The sequence below is a fragment of the Comamonas sp. UBA7528 genome (assembly GCF_002479375.1).
GTDB lineage: Bacteria > Pseudomonadota > Gammaproteobacteria > Burkholderiales > Burkholderiaceae_C > Comamonas.
Window position 1 is genome coordinate 52,795 of the sequence record NZ_DLMU01000009.1, and the last position, 24,969, is coordinate 77,763.

The 24,969-nt window shown below is 65.9% G+C and carries 18 protein-coding genes; 8 read left to right on the top strand and 10 right to left on the bottom strand.

Going from position 1 to position 24,969, the window contains the following annotated elements; translation table 11 throughout:
* Positions 1-521: 521 nt before the first annotated feature.
* The 5 genes from B3349_RS11435 to msrA all read right to left on the bottom strand — a co-directional run bounded on the left by B3349_RS11435 (position 522) and on the right by msrA (position 5,232).
* Positions 522-2,450: a TonB-dependent receptor gene (locus B3349_RS11435; RefSeq protein WP_291588704.1), complete on the bottom strand. Its 1,929-nt coding sequence runs from the start codon at positions 2,448-2,450 to the stop codon at positions 522-524.
* A 635-nt stretch (positions 2,451-3,085) separates the two neighbouring features.
* Positions 3,086-3,493, bottom strand: a complete 408-nt coding sequence (locus tag B3349_RS11440; RefSeq protein ID WP_291588705.1) for a hypothetical protein — start codon at positions 3,491-3,493, stop codon at positions 3,086-3,088.
* Positions 3,494-3,672: 179 nt separating this feature from the next.
* Positions 3,673-3,999, bottom strand: coding sequence for a hypothetical protein (locus tag B3349_RS11445; protein ID WP_291588706.1), 327 nt, complete (start codon positions 3,997-3,999; stop codon positions 3,673-3,675).
* 58 nt (positions 4,000-4,057) lie between these two features.
* Positions 4,058-4,543, bottom strand: a complete 486-nt coding sequence (locus B3349_RS11450) for a transcriptional repressor (RefSeq protein WP_291588707.1) — start codon at positions 4,541-4,543, stop codon at positions 4,058-4,060.
* Between the two features lie 152 nt (positions 4,544-4,695).
* Positions 4,696-5,232 carry a peptide-methionine (S)-S-oxide reductase MsrA gene (msrA, locus tag B3349_RS11455; RefSeq protein WP_066533297.1) on the bottom strand — a complete coding sequence of 179 codons (537 nt, stop codon included), beginning with the start codon at positions 5,230-5,232 and terminating at the stop codon, positions 4,696-4,698.
* A 159-nt stretch (positions 5,233-5,391) separates the two neighbouring features.
* On the opposite strand from msrA, the gene B3349_RS11460 reads away from it, so the two are divergent.
* The 6 genes from B3349_RS11460 (at position 5,392) to B3349_RS11485 (ending at position 13,017) form a co-directional block, all read left to right on the top strand.
* A complete protein-coding gene (locus B3349_RS11460) occupies positions 5,392-6,102 on the top strand; it encodes a TetR/AcrR family transcriptional regulator (protein WP_291588708.1) in 711 nt (236 codons plus the stop codon).
* Positions 6,099-7,325, top strand: a complete 1,227-nt coding sequence (locus tag B3349_RS11465) for an efflux RND transporter periplasmic adaptor subunit (protein ID WP_291588709.1) — start codon at positions 6,099-6,101, stop codon at positions 7,323-7,325. Before B3349_RS11460 ends, B3349_RS11465 begins: the two co-directional genes overlap by 4 nt.
* A 9-nt stretch (positions 7,326-7,334) precedes the next feature.
* Positions 7,335-10,508: an efflux RND transporter permease subunit gene (locus B3349_RS11470; protein ID WP_291588710.1), complete on the top strand. Its 3,174-nt coding sequence runs from the start codon at positions 7,335-7,337 to the stop codon at positions 10,506-10,508.
* A gap of 47 nt (positions 10,509-10,555) precedes the next feature.
* The gene (locus B3349_RS11475; RefSeq protein WP_291588711.1) at positions 10,556-11,245 is read left to right on the top strand and encodes a protein-L-isoaspartate O-methyltransferase family protein; all 690 of its coding nucleotides are present in this window, start codon (positions 10,556-10,558) and stop codon (positions 11,243-11,245) included.
* A gap of 14 nt (positions 11,246-11,259) precedes the next feature.
* Positions 11,260-11,601 carry a rhodanese-like domain-containing protein gene (locus B3349_RS11480; protein WP_218332216.1) on the top strand — a complete coding sequence of 114 codons (342 nt, stop codon included), beginning with the start codon at positions 11,260-11,262 and terminating at the stop codon, positions 11,599-11,601.
* A 63-nt stretch (positions 11,602-11,664) separates the two neighbouring features.
* A complete protein-coding gene (locus B3349_RS11485) occupies positions 11,665-13,017 on the top strand; it encodes a TolC family outer membrane protein (RefSeq protein WP_414646885.1) in 1,353 nt (450 codons plus the stop codon).
* Positions 13,018-13,216: 199 nt separating this feature from the next.
* Here B3349_RS11485 and B3349_RS11490 read toward each other — a convergent pair whose 3' ends face one another.
* Both B3349_RS11490 and B3349_RS11495 read right to left on the bottom strand, forming a co-directional pair.
* Positions 13,217-14,536 carry a 3-deoxy-D-manno-octulosonic acid transferase gene (locus B3349_RS11490; protein ID WP_291588712.1) on the bottom strand — a complete coding sequence of 440 codons (1,320 nt, stop codon included), beginning with the start codon at positions 14,534-14,536 and terminating at the stop codon, positions 13,217-13,219.
* A gap of 48 nt (positions 14,537-14,584) precedes the next feature.
* A complete protein-coding gene (locus tag B3349_RS11495) occupies positions 14,585-15,973 on the bottom strand; it encodes a phosphomannomutase/phosphoglucomutase (RefSeq protein WP_291588713.1) in 1,389 nt (462 codons plus the stop codon).
* A gap of 313 nt (positions 15,974-16,286) precedes the next feature.
* Between B3349_RS11495 and B3349_RS11500 the strand changes: the two genes are divergently transcribed.
* Positions 16,287-19,421, top strand: coding sequence for a bifunctional diguanylate cyclase/phosphodiesterase (locus B3349_RS11500; RefSeq protein ID WP_291588714.1), 3,135 nt, complete (start codon positions 16,287-16,289; stop codon positions 19,419-19,421).
* A gap of 338 nt (positions 19,422-19,759) precedes the next feature.
* Here B3349_RS11500 and B3349_RS11505 read toward each other — a convergent pair whose 3' ends face one another.
* Both B3349_RS11505 and B3349_RS11510 read right to left on the bottom strand, forming a co-directional pair.
* A complete protein-coding gene (locus B3349_RS11505) occupies positions 19,760-21,724 on the bottom strand; it encodes a propionate--CoA ligase (protein WP_291588715.1) in 1,965 nt (654 codons plus the stop codon).
* A 289-nt stretch (positions 21,725-22,013) separates the two neighbouring features.
* On the bottom strand, positions 22,014-22,625 hold the full coding sequence (locus B3349_RS11510; protein ID WP_291588716.1) for an isochorismatase family protein: 612 nt from the start codon (positions 22,623-22,625) through the stop codon (positions 22,014-22,016).
* Between the two features lie 273 nt (positions 22,626-22,898).
* On the opposite strand from B3349_RS11510, the gene B3349_RS11515 reads away from it, so the two are divergent.
* Positions 22,899-23,471 (top strand): C40 family peptidase, encoded by a 573-nt coding sequence (locus B3349_RS11515; RefSeq protein WP_291588717.1) that lies wholly within the window; start codon positions 22,899-22,901, stop codon positions 23,469-23,471.
* 127 nt (positions 23,472-23,598) lie between these two features.
* Here B3349_RS11515 and B3349_RS11520 read toward each other — a convergent pair whose 3' ends face one another.
* Positions 23,599-24,921 (bottom strand): sensor domain-containing diguanylate cyclase, encoded by a 1,323-nt coding sequence (locus B3349_RS11520; protein WP_291588718.1) that lies wholly within the window; start codon positions 24,919-24,921, stop codon positions 23,599-23,601.
* Between the last annotated feature and the right edge of the window lie 48 nt (positions 24,922-24,969).

Genomic DNA, 24,969 nt, shown 5'->3' on the forward strand with positions numbered 1-24,969 from the left:
TGCAAGGAGCACGGCACCGAAAAAAGACTTCTCCCAAAAATCACATGTTTGTTAGTATTTACACTCGTTAAAATGTTTGGTGAAATTAGGCTAAAAATAAATTTAATTTATTCGCATGGATTGTCGCCTCCAAATCACCTCGCGGTACAACACAGCAAAACGTCCGCCGCGCTGATTCAGAAGCAGAGCGATGTCGGCGTCCATACCCACAGCATTGCCACCAGCTCTTTGCGCAGGTGCTCCACATGATCCATATGACCTCAACGACATCGTTCGATACGACCAGCACCGCGGCAGCGCATCTTTGCGGACTGCCTGCAATCTGACCCCGCATTTCGCAGGCATCGCGCAGCCCGGGCAGGAGCACTACGAACGGTGGCGCTTGCGCCTGCCAAAGGCTCTGCCTGCAGGCCCCGGAACGGCCAGCCGCACCACGGCCCGGGCGCGCAGGCTGGTTCGCCACACTCACCACTCGTGACCACGGCCGCCGGCATGTGTGGCGGCCGTGGTCAGCAACAGGCTCAGAAGTCCATCTTCACGCCCAGGGTGATGTTGCGCCCCATCAGCGGCGCTGCATCCTTAATGAAGCTGGTGTGCGCATAGGCCAGGCGGTTGGTCAGATTGCGCCCCTGCACGAACAACTCCAGCGGCTGGCCCTGTGGCGTGCGCAGGGTGTAGCTGACGCCCGCATGCAGCAGACCGTAGCCCGGCGTAGACGACTCCAGCGGTGCCACGCGCGACTGGCGCGCCGCCTGCACCCACTCCACATTGCCTTTCCAGCCCTGCCAGCTGGCCTGCAACTGGGCCCCCAGGCGGGCAGGCGGAATGCGTGGCAGACGCGTGCCATCGGCCCGCTCGGCCCGTACGGCATCGCCCCACAGACGCAGCGCCCAGGTGGCATTGAAACGGTGGCGCAGCTCGGCCTCCATTCCAGTGAAACGTGCATCCGCCTGGCTGTATTCCAGCAACTGGAAGCCGTCGTGCACATCCAGCGTGCGGCCATAGATATAGCCGTCCACCTGGTGGCGGTACAGACTTACGCCCCAGGTTGTGTCACCCGCCGTCTTGCGCAGGCCCAGGTCCCAGGCGCGGGAATTTTCCCGGCCCAGCTGGCTGTTGCCGCGTTCATAGGCGTTGGTGGCCAGGTGCACGCCGTCCGAGAACAGCTCTTCGGCCGTCGGCATGCGGCTGGCATGCGTGTAGCTCAAGCTGGCCTGCCATCCGGGCTGGAAGCGCCAGACCGTGCCCAGCGAGACCGAGCTGCCGCTGTGCTCTCGCTCTTCACCGGACTCCAGTGCGCGGATGCGCTGGCGGTCATGGCGCAAAGCACCCTGCAGTGTCCAGTCCCCCAGCTGGTAGCGCTCCAGCCAGAACATGCCCCAGCTGCGTGTGTCCGTGGGCTGTACCGTGGCCTCTTCCCCCTCCGTGCTGAAGCGGCGCTGGGCACTTTGCACCCCAAACACGCCGCTCAAGCCGGCCAGGCCCGGGATGGGCTGGTGCTCCACCTCCAGCCGCAGATCGTGGGCCCGGTTGCGGAACTTGGTGGCGACTTCGCCTTCGTCCAGTTCTTCGTGGCCATAGCGGGTCTGGCTGGCCGTCAGCCGCACCGCCGCAATGCCGGCCACGGGATTGCGCCAGGCACCACGCAGATCCCAGCGGTTGCTGCGCATGTCCACCGTGGGAATGTCGGCCCCATCGCCGTGGTCATGGTCATGGTCGTGGTCGTCATGGCAATGCAGGTGGTCGCTGTGGGCATGGCAATCCACATGCTCGTGGCCTGGCAATCCATAGCGCGCCTCCTGGCGCGTGTAGGCCAGGCCCAGGTAACCCTCGCTGCCCACCCAGCTCAGGCCCACGCTGCCGGTTTCTCCCTTGGAGAAACTCCCCCCCACGCGCGAGCCGCCGTCCCAGCCGCGGCCCACGCGGTATTCCTGGGCATTGCGGCCCATGCCTTCCACATGCACCACCAGCGGGCCCTGTCCACCGGTCAGCGCGAACGCGCCCGTCTTGCCACGGTCGGCCGAGCTGTAACGGGCCTGGGCGCTGCCCTGCACGCCGTTTTCCGGCGCCGCCGTAGGAATCTTGCCGTCCAGCACATTCACTACCCCGCCCACGGCACCGCCGTAGAGCAAGGCGGACGGGCCACGCAACACGTCGATCTGCTCGGCCAGCATGGAGTCGGCCATGACCGCATGGTCCGGGCTGACGTTGGAAGCGTCTTGCACCGCACTGCCGCCGCTGAGCACCTGCACGCGCGGTCCATCCATGCCGCGGATCACCGGGCGGCTGGCACCTGCGCCGAAATGCGTGGCCTGTACGCCAGGCTCGCTGGCCAAGGTCTCGCCCAATGTGGCGCTGCGGCGAGCTTCCAGCGCCTCGCCTTCCAGCACCTGGACTGGTGACGCCAGCGCCGATTGCTCCAGAGACCAGGAGCTAGAACGGATTTCCACTTCATGTAATGTAGATTCATTACCAGATGTGGGCTTTGCTGTCACCGCATCGGCGCCCTGCGCAGCCACAGCGGTGGACGCGGGTGCCACCGTGCTAGCTTCTGCGGATGGCGTCTGTGCCTGCGCAGCCGCGGTGCCTATCGCCAGGCACCAGCAGGCAAACGCCACGCTGCGCAAACGGCTGCGCCCTGTCCCCAGCGGCGCCGTCCAGGCAGGCTCGGCAACGGCTGCAGCCGTGGTGGATGAATGAGCCCGGGGCTGGGCCGAATGGGTGGATGCACTCAAAACGTTCATGGGGGAACTTTCCCTCTGCACTCCCCTGCTGCAGCGGCGCACAGCACCGTATGGCCTGCATGCACAGACCGACTGACTGCCGCAGTGGGAGCTCGCGCGGCCTTTCTCAGTCAGGCAGCGCTTTTCATATGGTCCGCAGTCCCATGCGCACTGCGTGCACACAAGCTGCTCTGCTTTTGAACGGTTCTGATCCAAGCCGTAGACCGGCGCGGCATGCGCGCTGCGCAACCAACAGGCGCAAGGGGCCGACAGCCGTCCTGGGGAGGCGGAACATGCGCCGCAGCACACGCCATCCACAGCAGGAACAGGCGTTGCGGATGCTTCCAGATGCACCAGTCGGATCAGAAACCAGGGGGCAGGTGCATCCCGGGCGGCCCCCGGGCCAGCGGAGCCCACCAGCGCTGGGAAGCCAGGGCATGCACTGGCGCAGCCAGAGAAACAGCGGTGGCCCAGCATGCGGGCAGCCAGGGAAGATAGGCAAGCGGCGCCTGGCCGTGCGCCAACTGGTCCAGCGCCTGGCAGTCCAGGCTGCCATGGTGACCAAACAGCGACTGCACGGTATGGGATACCCCATCCGGGGACGGTGCTGACAACGATGGTGCTGCCGTGGCAACGGCAGGCGCAAGGCCGGCACCAGGGATGTGCACCACCTGGTGCATGCGCGCCACCAGCGGTGCCAGGCACAGCGCCAGCAGCAGCCAGACTGCCAGCCAGCGGCGCAATGGCGGCGCTGCAGGGGTACCGCCCATGGAATGCGCGGCCTGTCGACGCATCACACGCCCTCCCATGTGCGCTGCCGCCTGGAGGTGGCACAACGCAGGAGCTCCCACGTGCACAGGCCCACAACCCCCTTTGACAGGGAGCACGGGCATCTGGCTCGGTAGGCAAGCATGCAGCGCATCACGCAGCGTTCATTCCACCCGCAGGCTCAATGGCTGTGGCGCATGCCGCAGTTCTTGCCCAGGGCCAGGCCTTTGCAGGCCAGTTGCAACTGCTTTTGGCACTGGTCTTCGCCTTTGCCGGCTTCCAGGCATTGGGCAGCCTGGGCATGGGCACGTGCCATGGCCTGGTGGCGCTCGATGTCTTCGCGCGTGTGTGCATCCAGCACCGGCTGGCCCGTGGTTGGCTTGGGGGGTGCTTCGGCCGTCACTGGCACAGGCTGTGGCGTGCGGGCGGCCGGCTGGGCCTGAACGCCCGCTGCCACCGTGCCGATGAGGGAAAAAACTGCGGCACAGGCCAGAAGACGGAATTGCATGGTGCTTCTTTCGGGAGAGGGGGTGGATGCCAGCGCAATGCCGGCCATGGAACTGGACTCAGGCGGCGCTGCACGGTGTGCACAGGCCTTGCAACTGCACAGCCTGCAGCTGCCCCACCGCGGCCTGCTCCAACGCAGCCGCCAGGGCCTGTACCGAAGCCTGTACGGCGGGCGCGGCGTTGTCCACGGGAAGATCCTGCGCACAGCGCAGGCAGTGAAACTGCACCGGCGCGCGCGGTGATACTGGCGCCGGCGCAGCGCCGACCTGGGCCCGCCCTGCATCGCTGCGCCATTGAAAGCGGGTGATGCGGTCATCCTCCACCCGGCGCTGCAGCAGCCCGGCCTGGGTCAGCCGGTCCAGTGCGCGAAACACAGTCACCCGGTTGACCGCCACACCCAGCCGGGCCAGCGCAGCCTCCACCTCGGCGGCCGACAGGCGGCTGGCAGCCTGGCTGCGCAGCAACGCCACCAGCGCACGCGTGGCACGGGTGGCCCGCATGCCGGGCGGCAAGGACAATTCCACGGAAGAAGCTGGGCGGGGCATGGGCACACTCAAGACACACTGCAATTGCAGCGGGGTTGCAATATTAACGCAATTCAATTGCAATACAGAGCATCCCCACCGGATTTCTGCCTTCGCCCTCGGCCAAGTTCTCTGCTGGTGCCACCCACTGCCAGCGGTAAGGTGACGCCCTCTCAGTCCGGCTTCACATAGCGGCCGAAGGTGGCCAGCAGCTTGTGCACCTTGGGTGCCACCACATAGGCGCAATAGCCCTGCTGCGGATTGCGGGCGAAATAATCCTGGTGGTAGGCCTCGGCCGGCCACCAGCTGCGCAGCGGCTCGACCTCGGTCACCACCGGCGCCCCGAAGGTCTTGTCCTGTCCGAATTCGCGCAGCAGATCCTGCACCACCTGCTCCTGCGCCGGGGTGGTCACATACACGCCGCTGCGGTACTGCGTGCCGACATCGTTGCCCTGGCGGTTGAGCGTGGTGGGATCGTGCGTGCCAAAAAAGATCTCCAGCACCTGGCGCAGACCAATCACCTGCGGGTCGAACACCAGTTTCACGGCCTCGGCATGGCCCGTCGTGCCCTCGCACACCTGCTCGTACCGTGGATGGTCCACATGGCCGTTGGCGTAGCCACTTTCCACATCGATCACGCCCTGCACTCGGTCGAACACGGCCTCGGTGCACCAGAAACAGCCACCGGCCAGATAAATGGTTTCAGTCATGCCGCTGTTGTACACCAGCCTCAGCCGGCCTCCAGGTCTTGCCCTGCATCAAGTACGGATTTGCCTGCCGCCACCGCCGCCGCGGCAGTGTTTGACAGCGGTGCGCTGCCTTGGCTACATTAATGACCAATCAGTCATTAACTGGATCCATACCCACCCATGCCCGACAGCAGCACCGACGCCCCACGCCGCAGCCGCCGCAAAGAAGCGCGTCCGGGTGAGTTGCTGGAAGCGGCGCTAACCCTGTTTCTGGAAAAAGGCTATGCCGCCACCCGCGTGGAGGCCGTAGCCGCCCGCGCCGGCGTGTCCAAGGGCACGCTGTTTCTGTACTTTCCCAGCAAGGAAGAGCTGTTCAAGGCCGTGGTGCGCCACAGCATCAGCGGCTGCTATGCCGACTGGCAGCTGGAGCTGGACCGCTACCAGGGCAGCAGCGCCGCCCTGCTGGCCCGGGCCTTCGAAGTCTGGTGGCAGCAGATCGCCAGCACCCAGGCCGGCGGCATCTGCCGCCTGATGTGGGCCGAGGCAGCACATTTTCCGGAACTGGCCGCGTTCTACCGCCACGAAGTAGATGAACCCGGCCACGCCATGCTCGAACGCATCCTGCAGCGCGGCATGGACAGCGGTGAATTTCGCCCCATGCCACTGGGCGAAGCCTTGTACCTGGTGCTGACGCCGATGACCTTCGTGATGCTGTGGCAACCCACGGGCACCGTGTGCCTGCCCATGGACCATGGGCTGACGCCACACAGCTATTTGCTTTCCCAATTTCGCAACTGCTTGCGCGGGCTGCTGCGCGAACCGGTGGAGGCCGACACCCTGCCCCTGCCACAGTTGCACTCCACTCCGCCCCTCCACACCACAGACATATGAGCTTGCTGCGCAGATCCTGGTTGCTTGGGGGCCTGATCGCCCTGGTCGTTCTGGCTCTGGGCTTCAGTGCCTGGCGGGCGGTGGTGGCCAAACGCCAGCAGCAGCAAGCCCTGCAGGCGCAGCAGCAAGCCCCCGCCGCCGTGCTGCAGGCCGGCGCAGCCGACTGGACCACGCTGCAGGTGCGCACATTGCCGCTGCAGGTCCCCGTCAGCGGCAGCCTGTCTGCGGTGGACAGCGCCCTGGTCAAAAGCCGCGTGGCCGGTGCGCTGCAGGACTTCACGCTGCGCGAAGGCGACAGCGTGCGCAAAGGCCAGGTGATCGCCCGTGTCGACGCCACCGACAGCGAGGCCCGCTACCGCCAGGCCCGGCTCCAGGCCGATGCCGCCCAGGCGCAGGAAGCCATCCAGTTGCGCCAGCACCAGAACAACCAGGCGCTGGTGGACCGGCAGTTCATCTCGCCCACCGCCCTGGCCACCTCCGAAGCCAGCCTGCAGGCAGCCCGTGCCAACACGGCCGCCGCCCGCGCTGCAGCCGATGCCGCACGCAAAACGCTGGACGACACCGTGCTGCGCAGCCCCATCGACGGGCAGATTGCCCGCCGCTTTGCCCAGGATGGCGAACGAGTGAACGTGGAAGCCCAGGTCGCCGAAGTGGTAAACCTGTCCGCGCTGGAACTGCAGGCTCCGCTGCCTCCCCAGGATTCGCTGCGGGTGCAGGTCGGCCAGACGGCCCTGCTGACGGTGGAAGGTGCCAGCACACCGGTCACGGCCCGGGTGGTGCGCATCAGCCCCAGCGCCCAGAGCGGCAGCCGCGCCGTGCCGGTCTACCTGCGCGTGCAGCCCGTGGCCGGCTTGCAACTGCGCTCCGGCCTGTTTGTGCAAGGGCTGATCGCCACCGGCACGGTACAGACCCTGGCCCTGCCATTGGATGCCGTGCGCAACGACCAGCCCCAGCCCTACATCCAGACCGTGGTGAACGGCGCCGTCGCACACCAGACCGTGCAGTTGGGCGCCCAGGCCCTGCCGGAAGGCACCGACAGCACCGCGCTGTGGGTGGCCGTCCAGGGCGCCAGCGCAGGCAGTGCCGTGCTGCGCGGCAGCATGGGGCCTTTGCCGGTGGGCACCCGCGTCCAGTTGCTACCGCCGGGCACGCCCGATGGGCCTGACGCAGCCTCAGCACCGGCTGCGGCCCCCTCCATCGCAACCACCGCGCCCGCACGCTGAAAGCCCGCCATGTGGTTCACCCGCGTCAGCCTGCGCAACCCGGTTTTCGCCACCATGGTGATGCTGGCCTTTGTGGTGCTGGGACTGTTCTCCTACCAGCGGCTCGCGGTGGACCAGTTCCCGGACATCGACTTCCCGGTCGTGGTGGTCACGGTGGAATATCCCGGTGCTTCGCCCGAGATCGTCGAAAGTGAAGTCACCCGCAAGATCGAGGAAGGCGTCAACACCATTGCCGGCATCAGTTCGCTCACCTCGCGCAGCTACCAGGGCCGCTCGGTGGTGATCGTCGAATTCCAGCTGTACGTGGACGGACGCCGCGCCGCCGAAGATGTGCGCGAAAAAGTGGCCTCCGTGCGCCCCACATTGCGCGACGAGGTCAAAGAACCGCGCGTGCTACGCTTTGACCCGGCCGACGCCGCCGTCTGGACGCTGGCCGTCCTGCCCGATGGCCCACAGCCACCCTCTCCCGTGCAACTGACCACCTGGGCCGACCAGGTGCTGAAAAAACGCCTGGAAAACGTGCGCGGCGTGGGTGCCGTCAACCTGGTGGGCGCCACCAAGCGCGAAATCAATATCTACCTGGACCCGGCGGCACTGGACGCCTATGGCATCACCCCGTCCCAGGTGGTGTCTGCCGTGCGCAGCGAAAACCAGGACCTGCCGGTGGGCGCCATCCGCTCGCTGCAGCAGGAACGGGTGGTGCAGATTGACGCCCGCGTGCGCAACCCCCAGGACTTTGTCGACCTGATCATCACCCGCAAGAACGGCGCCGCCATACGCCTGGGCCAGGTGGCGCGCGTGCACGACGGAGCGCAGGAGCTCGAATCGCTGGCGCTCTACAACGGCCAGCGCACCCTGCTGCTGTCGGTACAAAAAGCGCAGGAAGAAAACACCATTGCCGTGGTCAAGGGCCTGGACGCAGCGGTGCTGGCCATCCAGGCCGAGCTGCCGCCGGGCTTTCGCCTGGAAAAAGTCAGTGATTCGGCCCGTCCCATCCAGGTGGCCGTGGACAACGTGCGCCAGACCCTGATCGAAGGCGCCCTGCTGACGGTGCTGATCGTCTTCCTGTTCCTCAATTCCTGGCGCTCCACCGTCATCACCGGGCTGACACTGCCGATTGCGCTGATTGGCACCTTCTTCTTCATGCACGCCTTCGGCTTCACCATCAACATGATCACGCTGATGGCGCTGTCACTGTGCGTGGGCCTGCTGATCGACGATGCCATCGTGGTGCGCGAAAACATCGTGCGCCATGTGCAGATGGGCAAGACCCCTTTCCAGGCCGCGCTGGACGGCACCCAGGAGATCAGTCTGGCCGTGCTGGCCACCACCCTGTCCATCGTGGCCGTCTTCCTGCCGATCGGCTTCATGGAAGGCATCATCGGCAAGTTCTTCCACGAATTCGGCATCACCATCGTCGCGGCAGTGCTGATTTCGATGTTTGTCAGCTTCACGCTGGACCCCATGCTCTCCAGCATCTGGCACGACCCCAGCATCCACAGCGCCGGCCAGGGGCCGGACAAAAGCCTGTATGGCCGCACGCTGGGCCGTGTCACCCATGGCTTCGAACGCGCCACCGAAGAGCTGGCCCGGCTCTACCAGCGCATCCTGGGCTGGTCGCTGGCCCACAAGCTGTGGACACTGCTGCTGGCCCTGGGCATTTTCATCGGCTCCATCCTGCTGCTGCCGCTGCTGGGCACGGAATTCGTTCCCAAGGCGGACTTTTCGGAAACCACGGTCAAGTTCAGCACCCCCCAGGGCACGTCCCTGGAAGCCACCGAGGCCCGTGCCCACCAGGTGGAGCAAGCCATCCGCGCCCTGCCCGAAGTGCGCTACACCGTCACCACCATCAACAGCGGCAATGCCCCCAGCAAGAGCGACGCCTCCATCTACATCCGGCTGGTGGACCGCAAGCAGCGCAGCCGCAATGTGGAAGACATGGGCCGGACGCTGCGCCAGACGCTGCAGCAGATTCCGGGCATCACCGTCACCCATGTGGGCCTGCTGGACCCGGTGGGCGGTCAAAAGCAGATCGAGTTTTCCATCATGGGGGCCGACCTGACCGAACTGGACCGCCTGAACCAGCAACTGCTGCCCCAGTTGCGGCAGATCCCCGGTCTGGTGGACCTGGACAGCAGCCTCAAACCCGACCGCCCCATGGTGGACATCCAGGTGCGGCGCGATGCCGCGTCCGATCTGGGCCTGTCCGTGGGCAGCCTGGCCACCGCACTGCGCGTGCTGGTGGCCGGCGAAACCGTGGGCAACTGGCGCGCAGCCAACGACGAAACCTATGACGTCAACGTGCGCATGGCGCCCGATGCCCGCACCCAGCCCAGCGACCTGGCGCGCCTGCCGTTTGCCCTGGCGGGCACCGATGGCAGCACCCAGATCGTGCGCCTGAACCAGGTCGCACAGCTGGTGGACTCCACCGGCCCCGGGCAGATCAACCGGCGCGGGCTGGCGCGCGAAGTGCAATTCACCGCCAACGTCGCGCTGCGCTCGGCCGGGGAAGTCTCCGGCGACATCCGCCGCCTGATGGACAGCGCCGCCCTGCCGCCCGGCTACCGCTGGGAATTTGCCGGCTCCACCAAGAACATGAACGAATCCTTTGCCTATGCCCTGTCGGCACTGGCACTGGCCATCATCTTCATCTACATGATCCTGGCCAGCCAGTTCAAGAGCTTTGTGCAGCCGCTGGCGTTGATGACCTCGCTGCCGCTGACGCTGATCGGCGTGGCCCTGGCGCTGCTGATGTTCCGCTCCGCCATGTCCATGTTCTCCATCATCGGCGTGGTGATGCTGATGGGCCTGGTCACCAAGAACGCCATTTTGCTGGTGGACTTTGCCATCCGCGCACGTGCCCCCCACACCGGAGAGGACGGCCAGCCCCACCCCGGCATGCCGCGGGAAGAAGCCCTGCTCACCGCCGCCCGCGTGCGCCTGCGCCCCATTCTGATGACCACGCTGGCCATGGTGTTCGGCATGGTCCCGCTGGCTTTTGCCCTGTCCGAAGGCTCGGAACAGCGCGCCCCCATGGGCCAGGCGGTGATCGGGGGAGTCATCACCTCCTCCCTGCTGACCCTGGTCGTGGTGCCGGTGATGTACTGCTACATGGACGATCTGGCGAACTGGGTGCGCCGCAAGCTGGGCAATGCCCCGGCAAACCCCGCCCAGGAACCTTAGAATCGAAGATTTTGCGATATAGCCATCCCTTGTGGAGGAGACCCCCGATGACATTGCCCTATAACCGCCCGGTTGATACCTCTGACGCCAACGCTACGGCCCGCTTCCACATGGTCCAGCAACAGATCCGACCCTGGGTGGTGCAGGATGTGCGTGTGATCGAAGCTCTGGAAACCGTGCGCCGCGAAGACTTCGTGCCGCCGGCCTCGTACGAACTGGCCTTCATGGACGTGGAAATCCCCTTGGGCGTGGCAGGTCAGACCATGCTGTCGCCCAAGGTCGACGCCCGCATGGCCAACGACCTGGCCATCCAGGCCCATGAGCGCGTGCTGGAAATCGGCACCGGTTCCGGCTACAGCGCCGCCCTGCTGGGCAAGCTGGCCAAGGAAGTGGTGACCCTGGAAATCAACCCCGAACTGGCCGAGATGGCCCGCGAGAACCTGGAATCCGCCGGCGCCACCAACGTCACCGTGCGCGTGGCCGACGGCTCCAAGGACCTGCTGGCCGAAGGCCCGTTCGATGTGATCGTGCTCAGTGGCTCGGTGGAAGTGCTGCCCGAAGCCCTGCTGGACCACCTGAAAGACGGCGGCCGCCTGGGCGCCATCGTGGGCCAGTCGCCCATGATGCGCTTCACCCTGGTCAAGCGCCACGGCAACGAGCGCATCACTACCGAACCCTGGGACATGGTCGCTCCCCGTCTGTCCGGCTTTGCCACGGCAGAACGTTTTGTGTTCTGAGAAGAGTCAGACCTATGTTCACCCGCGTCTCTCCCACGCAATTGAACGACTGGCTGGCCCAGCACCCCGGGGATCCGCTTCCCCTGGTGCTGGATGTGCGCGAACCCTGGGAATTCCAGACCGCGCACGTCACCGCCGAAGGTTTTGAGCTGCTGAACCTGCCCATGGGGCAGATTCCGTCGCAACTGGCCGCGCTGGATCCCGAGCGTCCCACCGCCTGCCTGTGCCACCATGGCATGCGCAGCATGCAGGTGGCGATGTTCCTGGCGCAGCACGATTTCGGGCAGGTGGCCAACATCGAAGGCGGCATCGACGCCTGGTCCCTCCAGCGCGACCCCAGCGTACCGCGCTACTGACAGACTGCCTGCCTCCCGACCTGTTCGCCTTTTCCTGTCCCCCGCCCCATCCTGAGGAGCTCCATGGTTCGCAATTTCCGGCACTCTCTGACGCACTGCGCGACCTTGGCAACCCTGCTGGCGATGGGCCTGGCTGCAGCCCCTGCCAGTGCCCAGAGCCTGGTGGAAATGGTGGAACTGGCCCAGGGCTTTGATGCGCCCTGGCTGTCCAGCCGCGCCGCACTGGATGCGGCCGAACACAAGGGCGCCCAGGCCAAGTCCGGCCTGCTGCCCAGCGTAGGCGCCCAGGCCGGTGCCAACTACACCCGCACCGAGCTGCACCCCAACATTCCCGGCGTGCTGGGCAGTGCGCACCAGCAAAGTGCGGCCATCCAGGCCAGCCAGCCGCTGTACCGCCCTGCCAACACCATCGCCTACCGCCAGGGCCAGCGCAATGTGGAGCTGGCCCGCGCCCAGCTGGATGCCGCCACGCAAGACCTGCTGGTGCGCGTCAGCCAGGGCTACTTCGACGTATTGGCCGCCCAGGACACGCTGACCACGGTGCAGGCCCAAAAGCGCGCCGTGCGCGAGCAGCTGGAATTCGCCCAGCGCAATTTCGACATCGGCGCCGCCACCATCACCGACCAGCGCGAAGCCCAGGCCCGCCACGATCTGGTGGAGGCCCAGGAAATCGCCGCCACCAACGACCTGCAGGTCAAGCGCCTGGCGCTGGAGCAGCTGGTGGGGAAAAGCCCGCTGCAGCCCCGCCCCCTGGCCCAGCCCGTGCAGCTGCCCGCCGTGCAGCCAGCCACGGTGGCGCCCTGGGTGGAGCAGGCCGAAAACGACCAGCCCCTGGTACGCCAGGCACGTCTGGCCCTGGACATGGCCGAGCTGGAAACCCGCAAGGCCGAAACCGGCCACCTGCCCACTGTCGATCTGCAAGCCAGCTACGGCGTGCAGCGCAACCCGGATGGCACGACCACCATCCCCATCAAGAACCGCATCCACCAGGGCCAGGTGGGCGTGACGCTGAACATGCCGCTATTCGCTGGCTTTGCCGTGCAAAACCGCGTCAAGGAAACCCTGTCGCTGGAAGAAAAAGCCCGGGCAGACCTGGACAACGCCCGCCGCCAGAGTGCCCAGGCCACGCGCCAGGCGTTCTATGGCGTGCAATCGGGCACTGGCCAGGTCAAGGCGCTGGAAGCGGCCGTCGCCTCCAGCCAAAGCGCGCTCGAAGCCAACCAGCTTGGCTACCAGGTGGGTGTGCGCATCAATGTGGACGTGCTCAACGCCCAAAGCCAGCTTTACCAGGCCCAACGCGACCTGGCCCAGGCGCGCTACAACGTGCTGGTCGGCCAGCTCAAGCTGCGCCAGGCCGCCGGCCAGTTGCAGATGCAGGACATCCACGGCCTGAACCAGCTGATCGCCCGGCCCTGACGGCCGCAGCGGCCATGACCATGGCCCGCTGTGACACTGGCGGCACCACACGCTGATGTCAATCCAGTGCCCGCGCTGACTGTAGGTATGCCGCGTGGTTCACCACGCCCACACAGCCTGTCAACAACGCCGTCTCGATACGACAGTCCCCTTATTGGAGAAGGCTGCGCACCGTGCCGCAGCGGCCCCGCGTACGCCTTCAGCCCGGCACGCCGTGCGGCCAGGCCAACGCCAGCACGGCCTGTGCCGTGGCCTGGGCAGCGCCGCGGTGGGTGGCGGCAAAGGCCAGGGCCTGCTGCTGCATGGCCGCCAGTTGTGTGCCGTTCTGCACCAGCGCCGTGGCCTGCTGCACGGCCACCTCCATATCGTCCACCCGCAGTGCAGCACCGGCGCTACAGGCCTGCTCCGCCGCTTCGGCAAAGTTGAAGGTGTGCGGCCCCAGCAGCATGGGACAGCCGCAGGCCGCCGCTTCGATCAGGTTCTGACCGCCCAGGCGCTCAAAACTCCCTCCCAATAGACCGGCATGGGCCAGGGCGTAGTACAGCGGCATCTCTCCCATGCTGTCGCCCAGCCAGACATCGGCTGCGGCGGGGGCATGCGCGCTGCCCTCTCCGGTCCAGCGGCTGCGGTGCGACACCGTCAGCCCTGCCTGTTCAATCAATTGCTGCACTTCATCAAAGCGCTGGGGGTGGCGCGGCACGATCAGCCACTGCACTGGCATGCTTGCACCCTGCCCTTCGGCACGCAGGCGCTGCACGGCAGCCAGCCACAGCGCCTCTTCACCTTCGCGGCTGCTGGCCAGCAGCAGCACGGGCCGTTCGCTGGCCGCGCGCCAGACATGGCCCTGCGCCAGTTGCTGGGCATCCGGCACCGTATCGAACTTCACATTGCCAAAGACCCCGCTGACCTGCACGCCCAACTGGCGCAGGCGTGCAGCGTCATCCTCGGTCTGGGCCCAGATGGCGGCCAGCGACCGGTAGGCCGGCTGCGACAGCGCGGCCCAGCGCCGAGCGCCGGCCAGGGATTTGGCATTGAGCCGGGCATTGGCCAGCGCCACCGGCACGCCGGCTTCGCGGCAGGCGGCCAGCAGGTTCGGCCAGATCTCGGTTTCCATCAGCACGCCCGCCACCGGCTGGAACTGCCGCACAAAGCGGCGCGTGGCGCCCAGGCTGTCCCAGGGCTGCCAGACCTGGATGTCGCCAGGTCGCAGCAGTTTTTTCCCTTCCGCCCGGCCGGTGGCCGTGCCATGCGTGAGCAGCAGCTTCAAGCCTGGGTGCCGGGACCGCAGCGCCTGCAACAGAATGGCGGCAGCGCGGGTCTCGCCCAGGGAAACGGCATGCACCCACAGCCACTGCCCCCGGCCTTCGGCCCCCAGGTCGGCGGGCTGGTAGTGGCCGAAGCGTTCGGGAACGGCCTCGGCATAGCCGGGTTCCTGCTGGGCGCGGCGGCGCAACTTGCGCCGCAGCAAAGGCTGGGCTGCCCAGGTCAGGGCAGCGTACAGAGAGCGAACCAGGGTCACGGGCGGCTTCGGACGGTCAGAGACAGGACAGCGGGCGCACAGCCGCCCTCAGTGGGCCGACGCGCCCAGCTGGGCATCGGGCTTGACGCGGCGCAGCAGCGCCAGCATCTCGCCTTCGATGCGGTGCAGCGCCTCCTGCGTCTGGCCTTCAAAGCGCAACACCAGCACGGGCGTCGTGTTGCTGGCACGGATCAGGCCGAAACCGTCCGGCCAGTCCACACGCAGGCCATCGATGGTGCTGATCACTGCCGGGGCGCTGAAAGCGCTGGAAGCCAGCTGCTGCAGCTCGACGGACAGGCGGTGCGGTTCACCCTCCTCGCAGGCCACATTCAGCTCGGGGGTGGAGAAACTGGTGGGCAGCGCATTCAGCACCGCGCTGGGGTCGGCGCTCTTGCTCAGGATCTCCAGCAGGCGTGCGCCGGCATAGGTGCCATCGTCAAAGCCGTACCAGCGCTCCTTGAAGAAGATATGGCCGCTCATCTCGCCGCCCAGGGGCGAATCCACTTCCTTCATGCGGGCCTTGACCAGGGAGTGTCCGGTCTTCCACATCAGGGGCTCGCCGCCGGCCGCGCGAATGGCGGGCGCCAGGCGCTGCGAGCATTTCACGTCGAACAGAATCGTCCCGCCAGGCACGCGCGAGAGCACATCCTGTGCAAACAGCATCATCTGGCGGTCGGGGAAAATGGTCTGGCCATCCTTGGTCACAATGCCCAGGCGGTCGCCGTCGCCGTCAAAGGCCAGGCCCAGTTCCGCGTCGGTGTCGCGCAGCGCCTGCACCACATCGCGCAGGTTCTCGGGCTTGCTGGGGTCGGGATGGTGGTTGGGAAAATCGCCATCCACTTCCGAAAACAGCTCGATCACCTCGCAGCCCAGCGCGCGGAAGATACCCGGGGCGGACGCACCGGCAATGCCGTTGCCGCTGTCCACCACCACCTTCATGGGGCGCGCCAGCTTGGCATCGCCCACGATGCGGGCGCTGTAATCGGCCAGCACATCCACATGGCGGATGCTGCCACCGGGCTGCAGCTGCCAGGATTCGGCTTCCATGGTCCGGTGCAGGGCCTGGATTTCTTCGCCATAGATGGCCCGGCCGGCCAGCACCATCTTGAAACCGTTGTAATCCTTGGGATTGTGGCTACCAGTGACCTGGATGCCGCTTTCGCACAGCGTGGCCGCCGCAAAGTACAGCATGGGCGTGGTGCACATGCCGATATCGATCACGTGCAGACCGACATCCACCAGCCCTGCCATCAGCGCACCACTGAGCGCGGGACCGGACAGACGACCGTCACGGCCCACCGCCACGGTCTTCTGCCCCTCCGACAGCGCTGCCATGCCAAATGCACGGCCCAGTGCGCGGGCCACTTCCTCGTTCAGGGTACTGGGGACAATGCCCCGGATGTCATAGGCTTTGAAAATCGAAGGTGCTGCGTGCACGGTGGCGTCCTTGTATTTCGGTGCAGTTTGCCCCGCCCTGTCGGCGGGCTGCCGGGGCGGTAAAGCCCGGATTGTAGGCTGCGCGCCACAGCCCAGATCCCAAGCACCGGCCTGCAACACACTACATTTGGTTACCTGGGGCAAGCCCCGAGGGAAACCCCACCCAGATCAATGCATGATCGCGCGTCCACACCTACAGTCGCCCGCGTGACGCCCCAGGCGGCACACCACACAGAACGACAAGGCGAATGATGCAGCAGAGGGAGGAAGGCGCGATGTACACCTGCGCGCGAACCACGCGGAAGGCCCATCCATGAGCGCTTCCGACCGCAATCCACAACCCGTCCCCGCTGCCGCCGCGCGCGGTGCATCTGCGCTGTGGACTGCCCGCACGCTCTGGTCGCTGGCCATGGTGGCCGCCCTGCTCATCCCCTGGCTCTGGCATCTGCTGGGCCTGCCTTCCAGCCTGGGCCAGGTGCTGCGCCTGCCCGCACTGGACTGGTTGCACCTGTCCTGGCTGACGTCGCTGACGCTGATGGTGCTGGCCGCCCAGCGCCTGCTGCCGGCCGCTGCAGCCCACGCCCAGCATGGCGATGCGCATGCCACCCGCATGGATGCCCTGTCGGCGGCCTACCGCATGCTGCCCGACCCGGCCGGCATCACCCGCGTGGTCGATGGCCATTTTCTGGACGTGAACCCCGCGTTCTGCCAGATGATGGGGCTGCCGCTGGAGCAGGTCATAGGCCGAACCAACTACGAGCTGGAAATCTACGCCACCGCCCAGGAGCGACCGCGCCTGCTGGAGCACCTGAACCGCCATGGCTGTGTGGACCGGATGCCCATCTGCGTGCAAAGCCTGCCCCTGGGACGCACCGTGACCGGCCTGATCTCGGCACGCATCCTGCCCATTGCCGGCGAAGACTGCATGATGTTTGTCTTTCGCGACACCAGCGAAGAAAAACGCACCCACGAAGAACTGCATGCCGTCAACGGCCTGCTGCAGCAGGCGGGCCACCTGGCACAGCTGGGCGTATGGGAGGACACCAAAGGCTCGGGCCTGGTCTACTGGTCCGAGGTCTGCTATGACATCCATGGACTGCCCCGCAACGCGCCGCTGCCGCGGGAGTACATCAACACCTTTGTGGCTCCCGCCTGGCGCGGGCTGATGCGCGACAAGATCAAGCACTGCCTGCGCACCAAGAGCGACTGGAGCGCCGAGATCGAAATCATCCGTGCCGACGGCCGCATGGCCTGGATGCGTTCGCGCGGCGAGGTGATCCTGGACGCCCAGGGCCAGGTCACCGGCCTGCGCGGCGTGATGCAGGACATTGACGGTGCCAAGCGCATCCAGGAAAGTCTGCGCCAGTCCGAAGTCCGGTTTGAGCGCATCTTCGAGCTGGTCTCCACCCCCATGGCCCTGGCCCAGTGCCATGACGGCAGCTTCAAGACCATCAACACCGCCTGGGAAGACCTGTTCGGCTACACGCGCTACGAATGCATGGGCAAGAACGCCGAATCGCTGGGCCTGCTGCCCCCCGGGCGCTGGAAGGAAATGCCCCATGGCGACGCCGCCCACCAGGAAGCGCGCCTCACGGCCCGTGACGGCCGCCCGCTGACGGTGCTGTATTCGCTGCGCCGCACCCATTTCTTCGACGGCGACTACTGGCTGGTGTCGGTACTGGACATCACCGACCGCAAGGCCGAGGAAGAGCGCCTGCGCGAGAGCGAGGCCCTGATTGCGCTGACGCTGTCCGCCGCCGCGCTGGGCCGCTGGGACTGGAACCTGGCCACCGGCATGATCTCGGGCGACACCCAGTGGCGGCATCTGAACGGCATCGAATCCAACCACACGCCCGCCGCCCTGGACGGACGCATGGACCGGCACTGGACCGAGCTGCTGGCCACCAGCGACATTCCCAGCATCAATGCCGAGCTGCTGCGCCACATTGACGAGCCGGGGGATGCGCCGTTTGACGCCACCTGGCGCACCTCCGAGACCGAACCCGGCCGCTGGCTGCGCAGCGTGGGCAAGATCGTCGATGTGGACGGCCATGGCCGCCCCGTGCGCATGCTGGGAGTGACCCAGGACGTGACCCACCAGCGCGAACAGACCCATGTGCTGGAGCAGATGGCCCATTTCGACGCCCTGACCGGTCTGGCCAACCGCCTGCACCTGACGGCGCGCCTGAAAGACAGCACCCGCATTGCCCGCCATGACGCCGGCCAGCTGGGGGTGGTCTATATCGACCTGGACGGTTTCAAGCCCATCAACGACCGGCTGGGCCACGATGTCGGCGACCAGCTGCTGGTGCAGGTGGCCAAGCGCCTCAAAAGTGCGCTGCGCTCCCAGGACTGTGTGGCCCGCCTGGGCGGGGATGAATTCGTCATCCTGCTCAACGGGCTGGAAAGCCGACCACACTGCGAAGCCCTGCTGGAACGCATCATGCAGCGCCTGGCCGCCCCCTACATCCTGGGCGCAGACACGGCCCGCATCACGGCCAGCATGGGCTACACCCTCTACCCCGAGGACGATGCCGACGAAGACACGCTGCTGCGCCATGCCGACCAGGCCATGTACCAGGCCAAGCAGTCGGGACGCAACTGCGTGCGTGCCTTCGACTCCGTCACCGAACGCCAGATGCGCGCCCAGCAGGCCGACACCCTGCGCGTACGCGAAGGGCTGGAGCGCGGCGAATTCACACTCTATCTGCAGCCCAAGGTGGACATGGTGCGCAACCGCCTGGTGGGCGTGGAAGGACTGGCACGCTGGAACCACCCCACACGCGGCGTGCTGGCCCCCGGCGCCTTCCTGCCGCTGGTGGAAGGCTCTCCGCTGGACATCCCCTTCGGCGAATGGGCCGTGCGCGAGGCCATCCAGACCATTGCCCAGCTGCGCGCCCAGGGCCTGGAAGTGCCGGTCAGCGTCAACATCTCGGCAGGCCATCTGCAGCAGCCCGGGTTCGCGCACTGGCTGATCACCGAGCTGACCCTGCACCCCGAAGTTCCGGCCCGCCTGCTGGACCTGGAAATCACCGAAAGCGCGGCCTTGCAGGACATCACCCACGTGGCCAAGGAGCTGGAACAGCTGCGCGCCGTGGGCATCACGGTCTCTCTGGACGACTTTGGCACCGGCTACTGCTCGCTGACCTATCTGCGCCAGTTGCCGCTGGACACGCTCAAGATCGACCAGAGCTTTGTGCGCGACATGCTGGACGACCAGAGCAACCGCACCATCATTCAGGGCGTGGCCGGTCTGGCCGCCTCGTTCGGCTACCAGGTGATTGCCGAAGGCGTGGAAACACGGGAGCAAAGCCTGCTGCTGCAGACGATTGGCTGCGCGGTCGGCCAAGGTTACTTCTTTGCCCGCCCCATGCCGGCGGCGCAGCTGCCGCAGTGGCATGCGCTATGGCAGGCCAGCGCCATGGCGGCCGACACGCTTCCTGCCTGAAGCCCCCACGCTGCCTCCCTGCGCTCTCCACGCACCACCGCCTGCTGGGGTCATGGTGGGCACATGGCCCTGCAGGCGGTGGCAGATTCGCTGCGCCAGAGTAAGTCCAAAACGCAAGGTGCAGCGTGCACATGCATCCGGCAGGGGGATGGCCGGAGGAATTCCCCCCGTGCACAACGCGCCGCGCTGGCGCCATGGCCGCGACCATTGCAGACCTGCCGATAGAGTCCATGCACACCACCAGCAGGTGAAGCGCGACGTGCCCTGACAAAAAAGCCCCGGACGCAATGCCCGGGGCTGGCAAGGCGTCGCAGGCAACGCCAGAGTGCAAGGGAGTTTCAGCCCTGCTGGACCAATTCCTTGACCTGCTGCAATGCGCCCGGGTCTTCCATGGTCGTCAAATCGCCGGGGTCACGGTGCTCGGCCACGGCCTGCAGCGCGCGGCGCAGCAGCTTGCCGCTGCGCGTCTTGGGCAAGGTGGTGACAAACAGCACGCGCGACGGGCGGGCCACGGCCCCCAGCAGGCCGTCCACCTGCTTCATTACCTCGGCTTCCAGCTTGTTGCGCTGCTCGGCGGTTTCCACGCTGCGCGGGTCACGCACCACGGCAAAGGCCATGGCGGCCTGGCCCTTGAGCTTGTCGGCCACCCCCACCACCGCCACTTCGGCAATCGCCGGATGGCCGGAGATGCTCTCCTCGATCTCGCGGGTGCCCAGGCGGTGCCCGGCCACATTGATCACGTCATCGGTGCGCCCCAGGATGAAGTAATAGCCGTCGGCGTCGCGGATCCCCCAGTCGAAGGTGCTGTAGACCATGCGGCCGGGAATGCTCTTCCAGTAGGTGTTCACAAAGCGCTCGTCGTCACCCCACACGGTCTGCAAGCAGCCCGGTGGCAGCGGGCCTTCGATGGCCAGCACGCCCTTCTCATGGGCACCGGTCAGCTCCTGGCCCGTGGCCTCGTCGATCAGCTTGACGTTGTAGCCGTACACCGCCTTGCCGGGGCTGCCAAAGCGGCTGGTCTGCTTTTCCACGCCGTTGCACAGCGTCATGATGGGCCAGCCGGTCTCGGTCTGCCAGTAATTGTCCACAATGGGCACGCCGATGGCGCTGCTGATCCACTGCGCCGTGGGCTCGTCCAGCGGCTCGCCGGCCAGCCACAGCGCCTGCAGGCTGGACAGGTCGTACTTGGTCAGAAAGGAAGGATCCTGCTTTTTGAGCACCCGGATGGCCGTGGGCGCCGAGAACATGTGCGTGACCTTGTACTTCTCGACAATACTCCACCAGATGCCGGCGTCCGGGCGCACCGGCAGGCCTTCGTACAGCACCGTGGCCATGCCGGCAATCAGTGGAGCGTAAATGATGTAGCTGTGCCCCACCACCCAGCCGATGTCGCTGGTGCAGAAATAGGTATCGCCCGGCTTGCCGTGGAAGATGTGGTCCATGCTGGACGCCAGGGCTACGGTGTAGCCGCCGGTGTCGCGCTGCACCCCCTTGGGCTTGCCGGTGGTGCCGCTGGTGTACAGGATGTAGCTGGGGTCGGTGGACTGCACCCAGGTGCAGGGGACCTGGGCATCCAGGTGCAAGGCGCGCAGCGCGGCCCAGTCGTGGTCGCGGCCGGCCTGCATCTGCATGGGTGCCAGACCACGGTTGACCATCAGCACGGCAGCGGGCTTGTGGCTGCTCAGCTGCAGCGCCTCGTCCAGCAGCGGCTTGTAGGCCACCACACGGCCGCCGCGCGAGCCGGCATCGGTGCTGACAATGACCTTGGGCTGGGCGTCGTCAATGCGCGAGGCCAGCGAACCCGAGGCAAAGCCACCGAACACCACCGAGTGGATAGCTCCCAGGCGCACGCTGGCCAGCATGGCAAACACGGCCTCGGCCACCATCGGCATGTAGATCTGTACGCGGTCGCCCTTTTGCACGCCGAACGACTGCAGCACGGCAGCCATGCGCTGCACCTCGGCATGCAGCTCGCCATAGGTGTAGGTGCGCTCGGTATCGGTTTCGGTGGAAATGGCGATCAGCGCGGGCTGGTCCTGGAGCGCCGGCAGATGGCGGTCCAGCGCGTTGTGGCACAGATTGGTCACGCCATCGGGAAACCAGCGCGCAAACGGCGGGTTGCTGTAGTCCACCACTTCGGTGGGGGCAACTTTCCAGTCCACCAGCTTGGCCTGCTCGGCCCAGAAGGCATTGCGCTCGGTGTCGGAAATCGAGCGGGCGTGGAAATCTGCAAACGTGGTCATGGTTGTTGTCTCCTGCTTCGGGCGCCGCCTGCAGCAGGCGGCCTGTAGTTCTGCATTCATAATTATGAAAACACCCTCTTGCAGCCAACTGACACGCCAGCCGACAGGCTCGGAAAGCCACAACCGCAGCGAACCCGCCGCTGGCCCCTCTGTCCGGCACCTCCCCTGGTGGTTCAGCCGGAAACCGGGGGACGATCCACCATGGGCGGTCCGTGCCCCAAAACCGTGCAGCCTCGGCGGCTTGCGATGCGCCCCATCACCACGGACGCAAAAAACCGCCCCTCGGGGCGGTCTGGTGTGCAGGCAGCAGAGGCACCGCCGGGTCTTGGCGTCTGCCCAGCGATGGGTCTTACTTGACCAGCGCCAGCATGTCCTTGAACGCCGGGTGCTCGCAGCTGCGCAACCACTCGAATGCCACCATCTCCGTGGTCACCAGCTCGGCACCTGCGCCGGCCAGGCGGTCAAAGGCGGCATCGCGGTTGCGTTCGGTGCGCGAGCTGCAGGCATCGGTCACCACCCACACATCCATCTCTTCTTCCAGCAGCTCCAGCGCAGTCTGCATCAGGCAGACATGGGCTTCGCAGCCGGCGATGACAATGGTGCTGCGTTCCATCTCCGGCTGGGCCTGGACCGGCTTTTGCAGGTGCTTGGGCAGGCTGCGCGCATTGCGGCCTTGCTGGGGCTTGGCGGGCGGGCGCAGCCATTCGAGCAGGCCATCGGGCACGGCGCTGAAACTCATCTTCTGCAGCGTACGGTCGCACAGCTCCCGCACGGCAGGCACATTGCCGCCCAGGCGGCTGGGGTTCTGTTCGGTGCCGAACACCGGCACCTCCATCAGCCGTGCCAGCTGGGCCAGGCGCACGGCGTTGGCGGTGACCAGGGCGTGCTCGTGGATCACGGGCATCAGCTTCTCCTGGTAGTCCACCAACACCAGTTGGCAGTCGTCGGCATCAAGCAGCATGGTTCTTCCTTCTTTCACTCTCTATATAGGTATGCGTATGAAGCGGGCTAGCGCTTCAGCGATGGCCCCGATTGTCGCAGTTCGCCGCGCAGCTCTGCTGCAGGCTTCCCCTGCTCCGTATTCCCCTGCAAATTTTGCGGGCATGCAGATTGCTTGTCTCCACTGAATTTCGCGTCGATTCCAGCTTGTTTCATATCAAAAACAGATGTACAGGCTCCGAATCATGACTTTTATGCCTGTTGGCATGCAACATTCGTGTTACCCTCTGCCCCCATGTCCAAGTGGTTGCCTGTCCTCCTACTCGCCTGTGCCGGTGTCGGCGCACACGCCGCCCCCGCCTCAGACAGCGCCAGTTCCGATGAACTGGGCCGTTTTCTGTCGCAGCGCGGCTTTGTGTCGCAGATCCAGAACGCCGGCCACCAGGTCGCGGACAAGACCAGCCAGTTGCTGACCACCGCCATGGGCCTGATCGGTGTGCCCTACCGCCGTGGCGGCACCTCGGAAGACACCGGCTTCGATTGCAGCGGCTTTGTCCGTGCCATCTACCAGAAGACCGCCGGCCTGACCCTGCCGCGCCGTTCCGACGAACAGGCCGCCGCCACCGCCACCATCAAGAAACAAGACCTGAAGCCGGGTGATCTGGTGTTCTTCAACACCATGCGCCGCGCCTTCAGCCATGTCGGCATCTACGTCGGCGAAGGCAAGTTCATCCACGCTCCCCGCACCGGTGCCTCGGTGCGCGTCGAAAGCATGGAAAGCAAGTACTGGGCAACCCGTTTCAACGGTGCCCGCCGCGTGGAAACGCAGGACAGCAACACCGTGGCTGGCCTGGCACCGCAAAGCTGATACACGCAGGCAGGCTGCCCGGCAGGCCTTACAAAGAAAAAGGAGCTTCAAGCTCCTTTTCTTATGTCTGCAGCACGGGGCTGTGCGGCGGAGTATCGCATATTCGTTGCAGGCCATTGGCCTGCACTCAACGTGTGCACGTCGCTTCGGGCTGCGCCGTAGACAACACGGGCTTCAGCCCCCCGCCCTGCGCGGCCAGTGTGACCCGATTGCGGCCGCGTTCCTTGGAAGCATACAGTGCCGCATCGATGCGCTGCAGCAGGGACTCCTCCGCCTCCCCCAACTGCCAGATGCCAACCCCCAGGGAAATGCTGCAGTGACCCGCATTCGGCACCGAGTACCCCTGAACGGAACTCCGGATGCGTTCGGCCAGCTCCTGCGCCACCTCCAGCGTCACATCCGGCAGGATCACCAGAAACTCCTCCCCGCCCCAGCGCACCACATAGTCCGTGCTGCGCACCGACTGCAGCAGCACAGCAGCCACATTTTTCAGCACCAGGTCGCCGGTGCGATGGCCCCAGCTGTCATTGATGCGCTTGAAATGGTCCAGGTCACCCAGAATCAGGCCAAAGCCCTGACCGGACGCCAGGGCATGCATCTGGCAATGCTGCAACTCATACTCGCCGGCATGCCGGTTCAGCAAGCCCGTCAGCTTGTCGCGGGAGGCCTGCTCGCGCAAAACCGTCTCGCGCTGCACCTGTGGCGTGATGTCTTTGGAAACCCCCACATAGTGGCTGATCTCGCCTGCGCTGTCGTGCAAGGCGGCAATACTTTGCTCGGCGTAGTACAGGCTGCCGTTCTTGTGGCGGTTGATGAAGGTGCCGCGAAAACCCTCGCCCCGGAGCAGACAGGCTTGCAGCGCTTCATAGAACCCCGGCTCGTGCATGCCCGAGCGCAGCAGCATGGGGCTTTGCCCCAGCAGTTCGCTGCGGCCATAGCCCGTCAAGGCCTCACAGGCCTGGTTTGCATACACGATCACCCATGCCTCATCGGTGATCAGGATGGCGTCGTTCGATGCATTCAAGGCCTGCGCCAGCAGATTGCGCTCTTTGTCGGCCTGCACCCGCTCCGAGACATCGCGCTGTACCGAGACAAAATAGCGGATCTCCCCGGCCCCATCGCGCACCGGCGAGATGTTCCACTCCAGATGGTAGGCCTCGCCGTTCTTGCGGTAGTTGATGGCGGCCCCTTCGAAGAACACGCCCTGCTCCAGGCAATGGCGCAACCTGTCCAGCACCGCCCGGTCGGTCGCAGGTCCTTGCAGCATGCGCGGGGACTGGCCCAGCAGCTCGGCCTCGGAATACCCCGTCATCGCGCACAGCGCCGCATTGCAGTACACGATCACCGGTCCGCCGCCGCCGCGTTCGGCGTTGGTGATCATGACGGCGTTGAACGACTGCTCCAGGGCCACTTGCAGCAGATCGCTTTTGAAGGCGGGGAAAGTGTGCATACATCAATCACCAGACAGCTGTTGCCCAACCGGGCAGCACACTGTAAG

Coding starts and splice junctions, on each gene's coding strand:
- B3349_RS11440 (WP_291588705.1), bottom strand. CDS start 3,493: ATGGGCGGTACCCCTGCAGCGCCGCCATTGCGCCGCTGGCTGGCAGTC.
- B3349_RS11445 (WP_291588706.1), bottom strand. CDS start 3,999: ATGCAATTCCGTCTTCTGGCCTGTGCCGCAGTTTTTTCCCTCATCGGC.
- B3349_RS11450 (WP_291588707.1), bottom strand. CDS start 4,543: ATGCCCCGCCCAGCTTCTTCCGTGGAATTGTCCTTGCCGCCCGGCATG.
- msrA (WP_066533297.1), bottom strand. CDS start 5,232: ATGACTGAAACCATTTATCTGGCCGGTGGCTGTTTCTGGTGCACCGAG.
- B3349_RS11460 (WP_291588708.1), top strand. CDS start 5,392: ATGCCCGACAGCAGCACCGACGCCCCACGCCGCAGCCGCCGCAAAGAA.
- B3349_RS11465 (WP_291588709.1), top strand. CDS start 6,099: ATGAGCTTGCTGCGCAGATCCTGGTTGCTTGGGGGCCTGATCGCCCTG.
- B3349_RS11470 (WP_291588710.1), top strand. CDS start 7,335: ATGTGGTTCACCCGCGTCAGCCTGCGCAACCCGGTTTTCGCCACCATG.
- B3349_RS11475 (WP_291588711.1), top strand. CDS start 10,556: ATGACATTGCCCTATAACCGCCCGGTTGATACCTCTGACGCCAACGCT.
- B3349_RS11480 (WP_218332216.1), top strand. CDS start 11,260: ATGTTCACCCGCGTCTCTCCCACGCAATTGAACGACTGGCTGGCCCAG.
- B3349_RS11485 (WP_414646885.1), top strand. CDS start 11,665: ATGGTTCGCAATTTCCGGCACTCTCTGACGCACTGCGCGACCTTGGCA.
- B3349_RS11500 (WP_291588714.1), top strand. CDS start 16,287: ATGAGCGCTTCCGACCGCAATCCACAACCCGTCCCCGCTGCCGCCGCG.
- B3349_RS11505 (WP_291588715.1), bottom strand. CDS start 21,724: ATGAATGCAGAACTACAGGCCGCCTGCTGCAGGCGGCGCCCGAAGCAG.
- B3349_RS11510 (WP_291588716.1), bottom strand. CDS start 22,625: ATGCTGCTTGATGCCGACGACTGCCAACTGGTGTTGGTGGACTACCAG.
- B3349_RS11515 (WP_291588717.1), top strand. CDS start 22,899: ATGTCCAAGTGGTTGCCTGTCCTCCTACTCGCCTGTGCCGGTGTCGGC.
- B3349_RS11520 (WP_291588718.1), bottom strand. CDS start 24,921: ATGCACACTTTCCCCGCCTTCAAAAGCGATCTGCTGCAAGTGGCCCTG.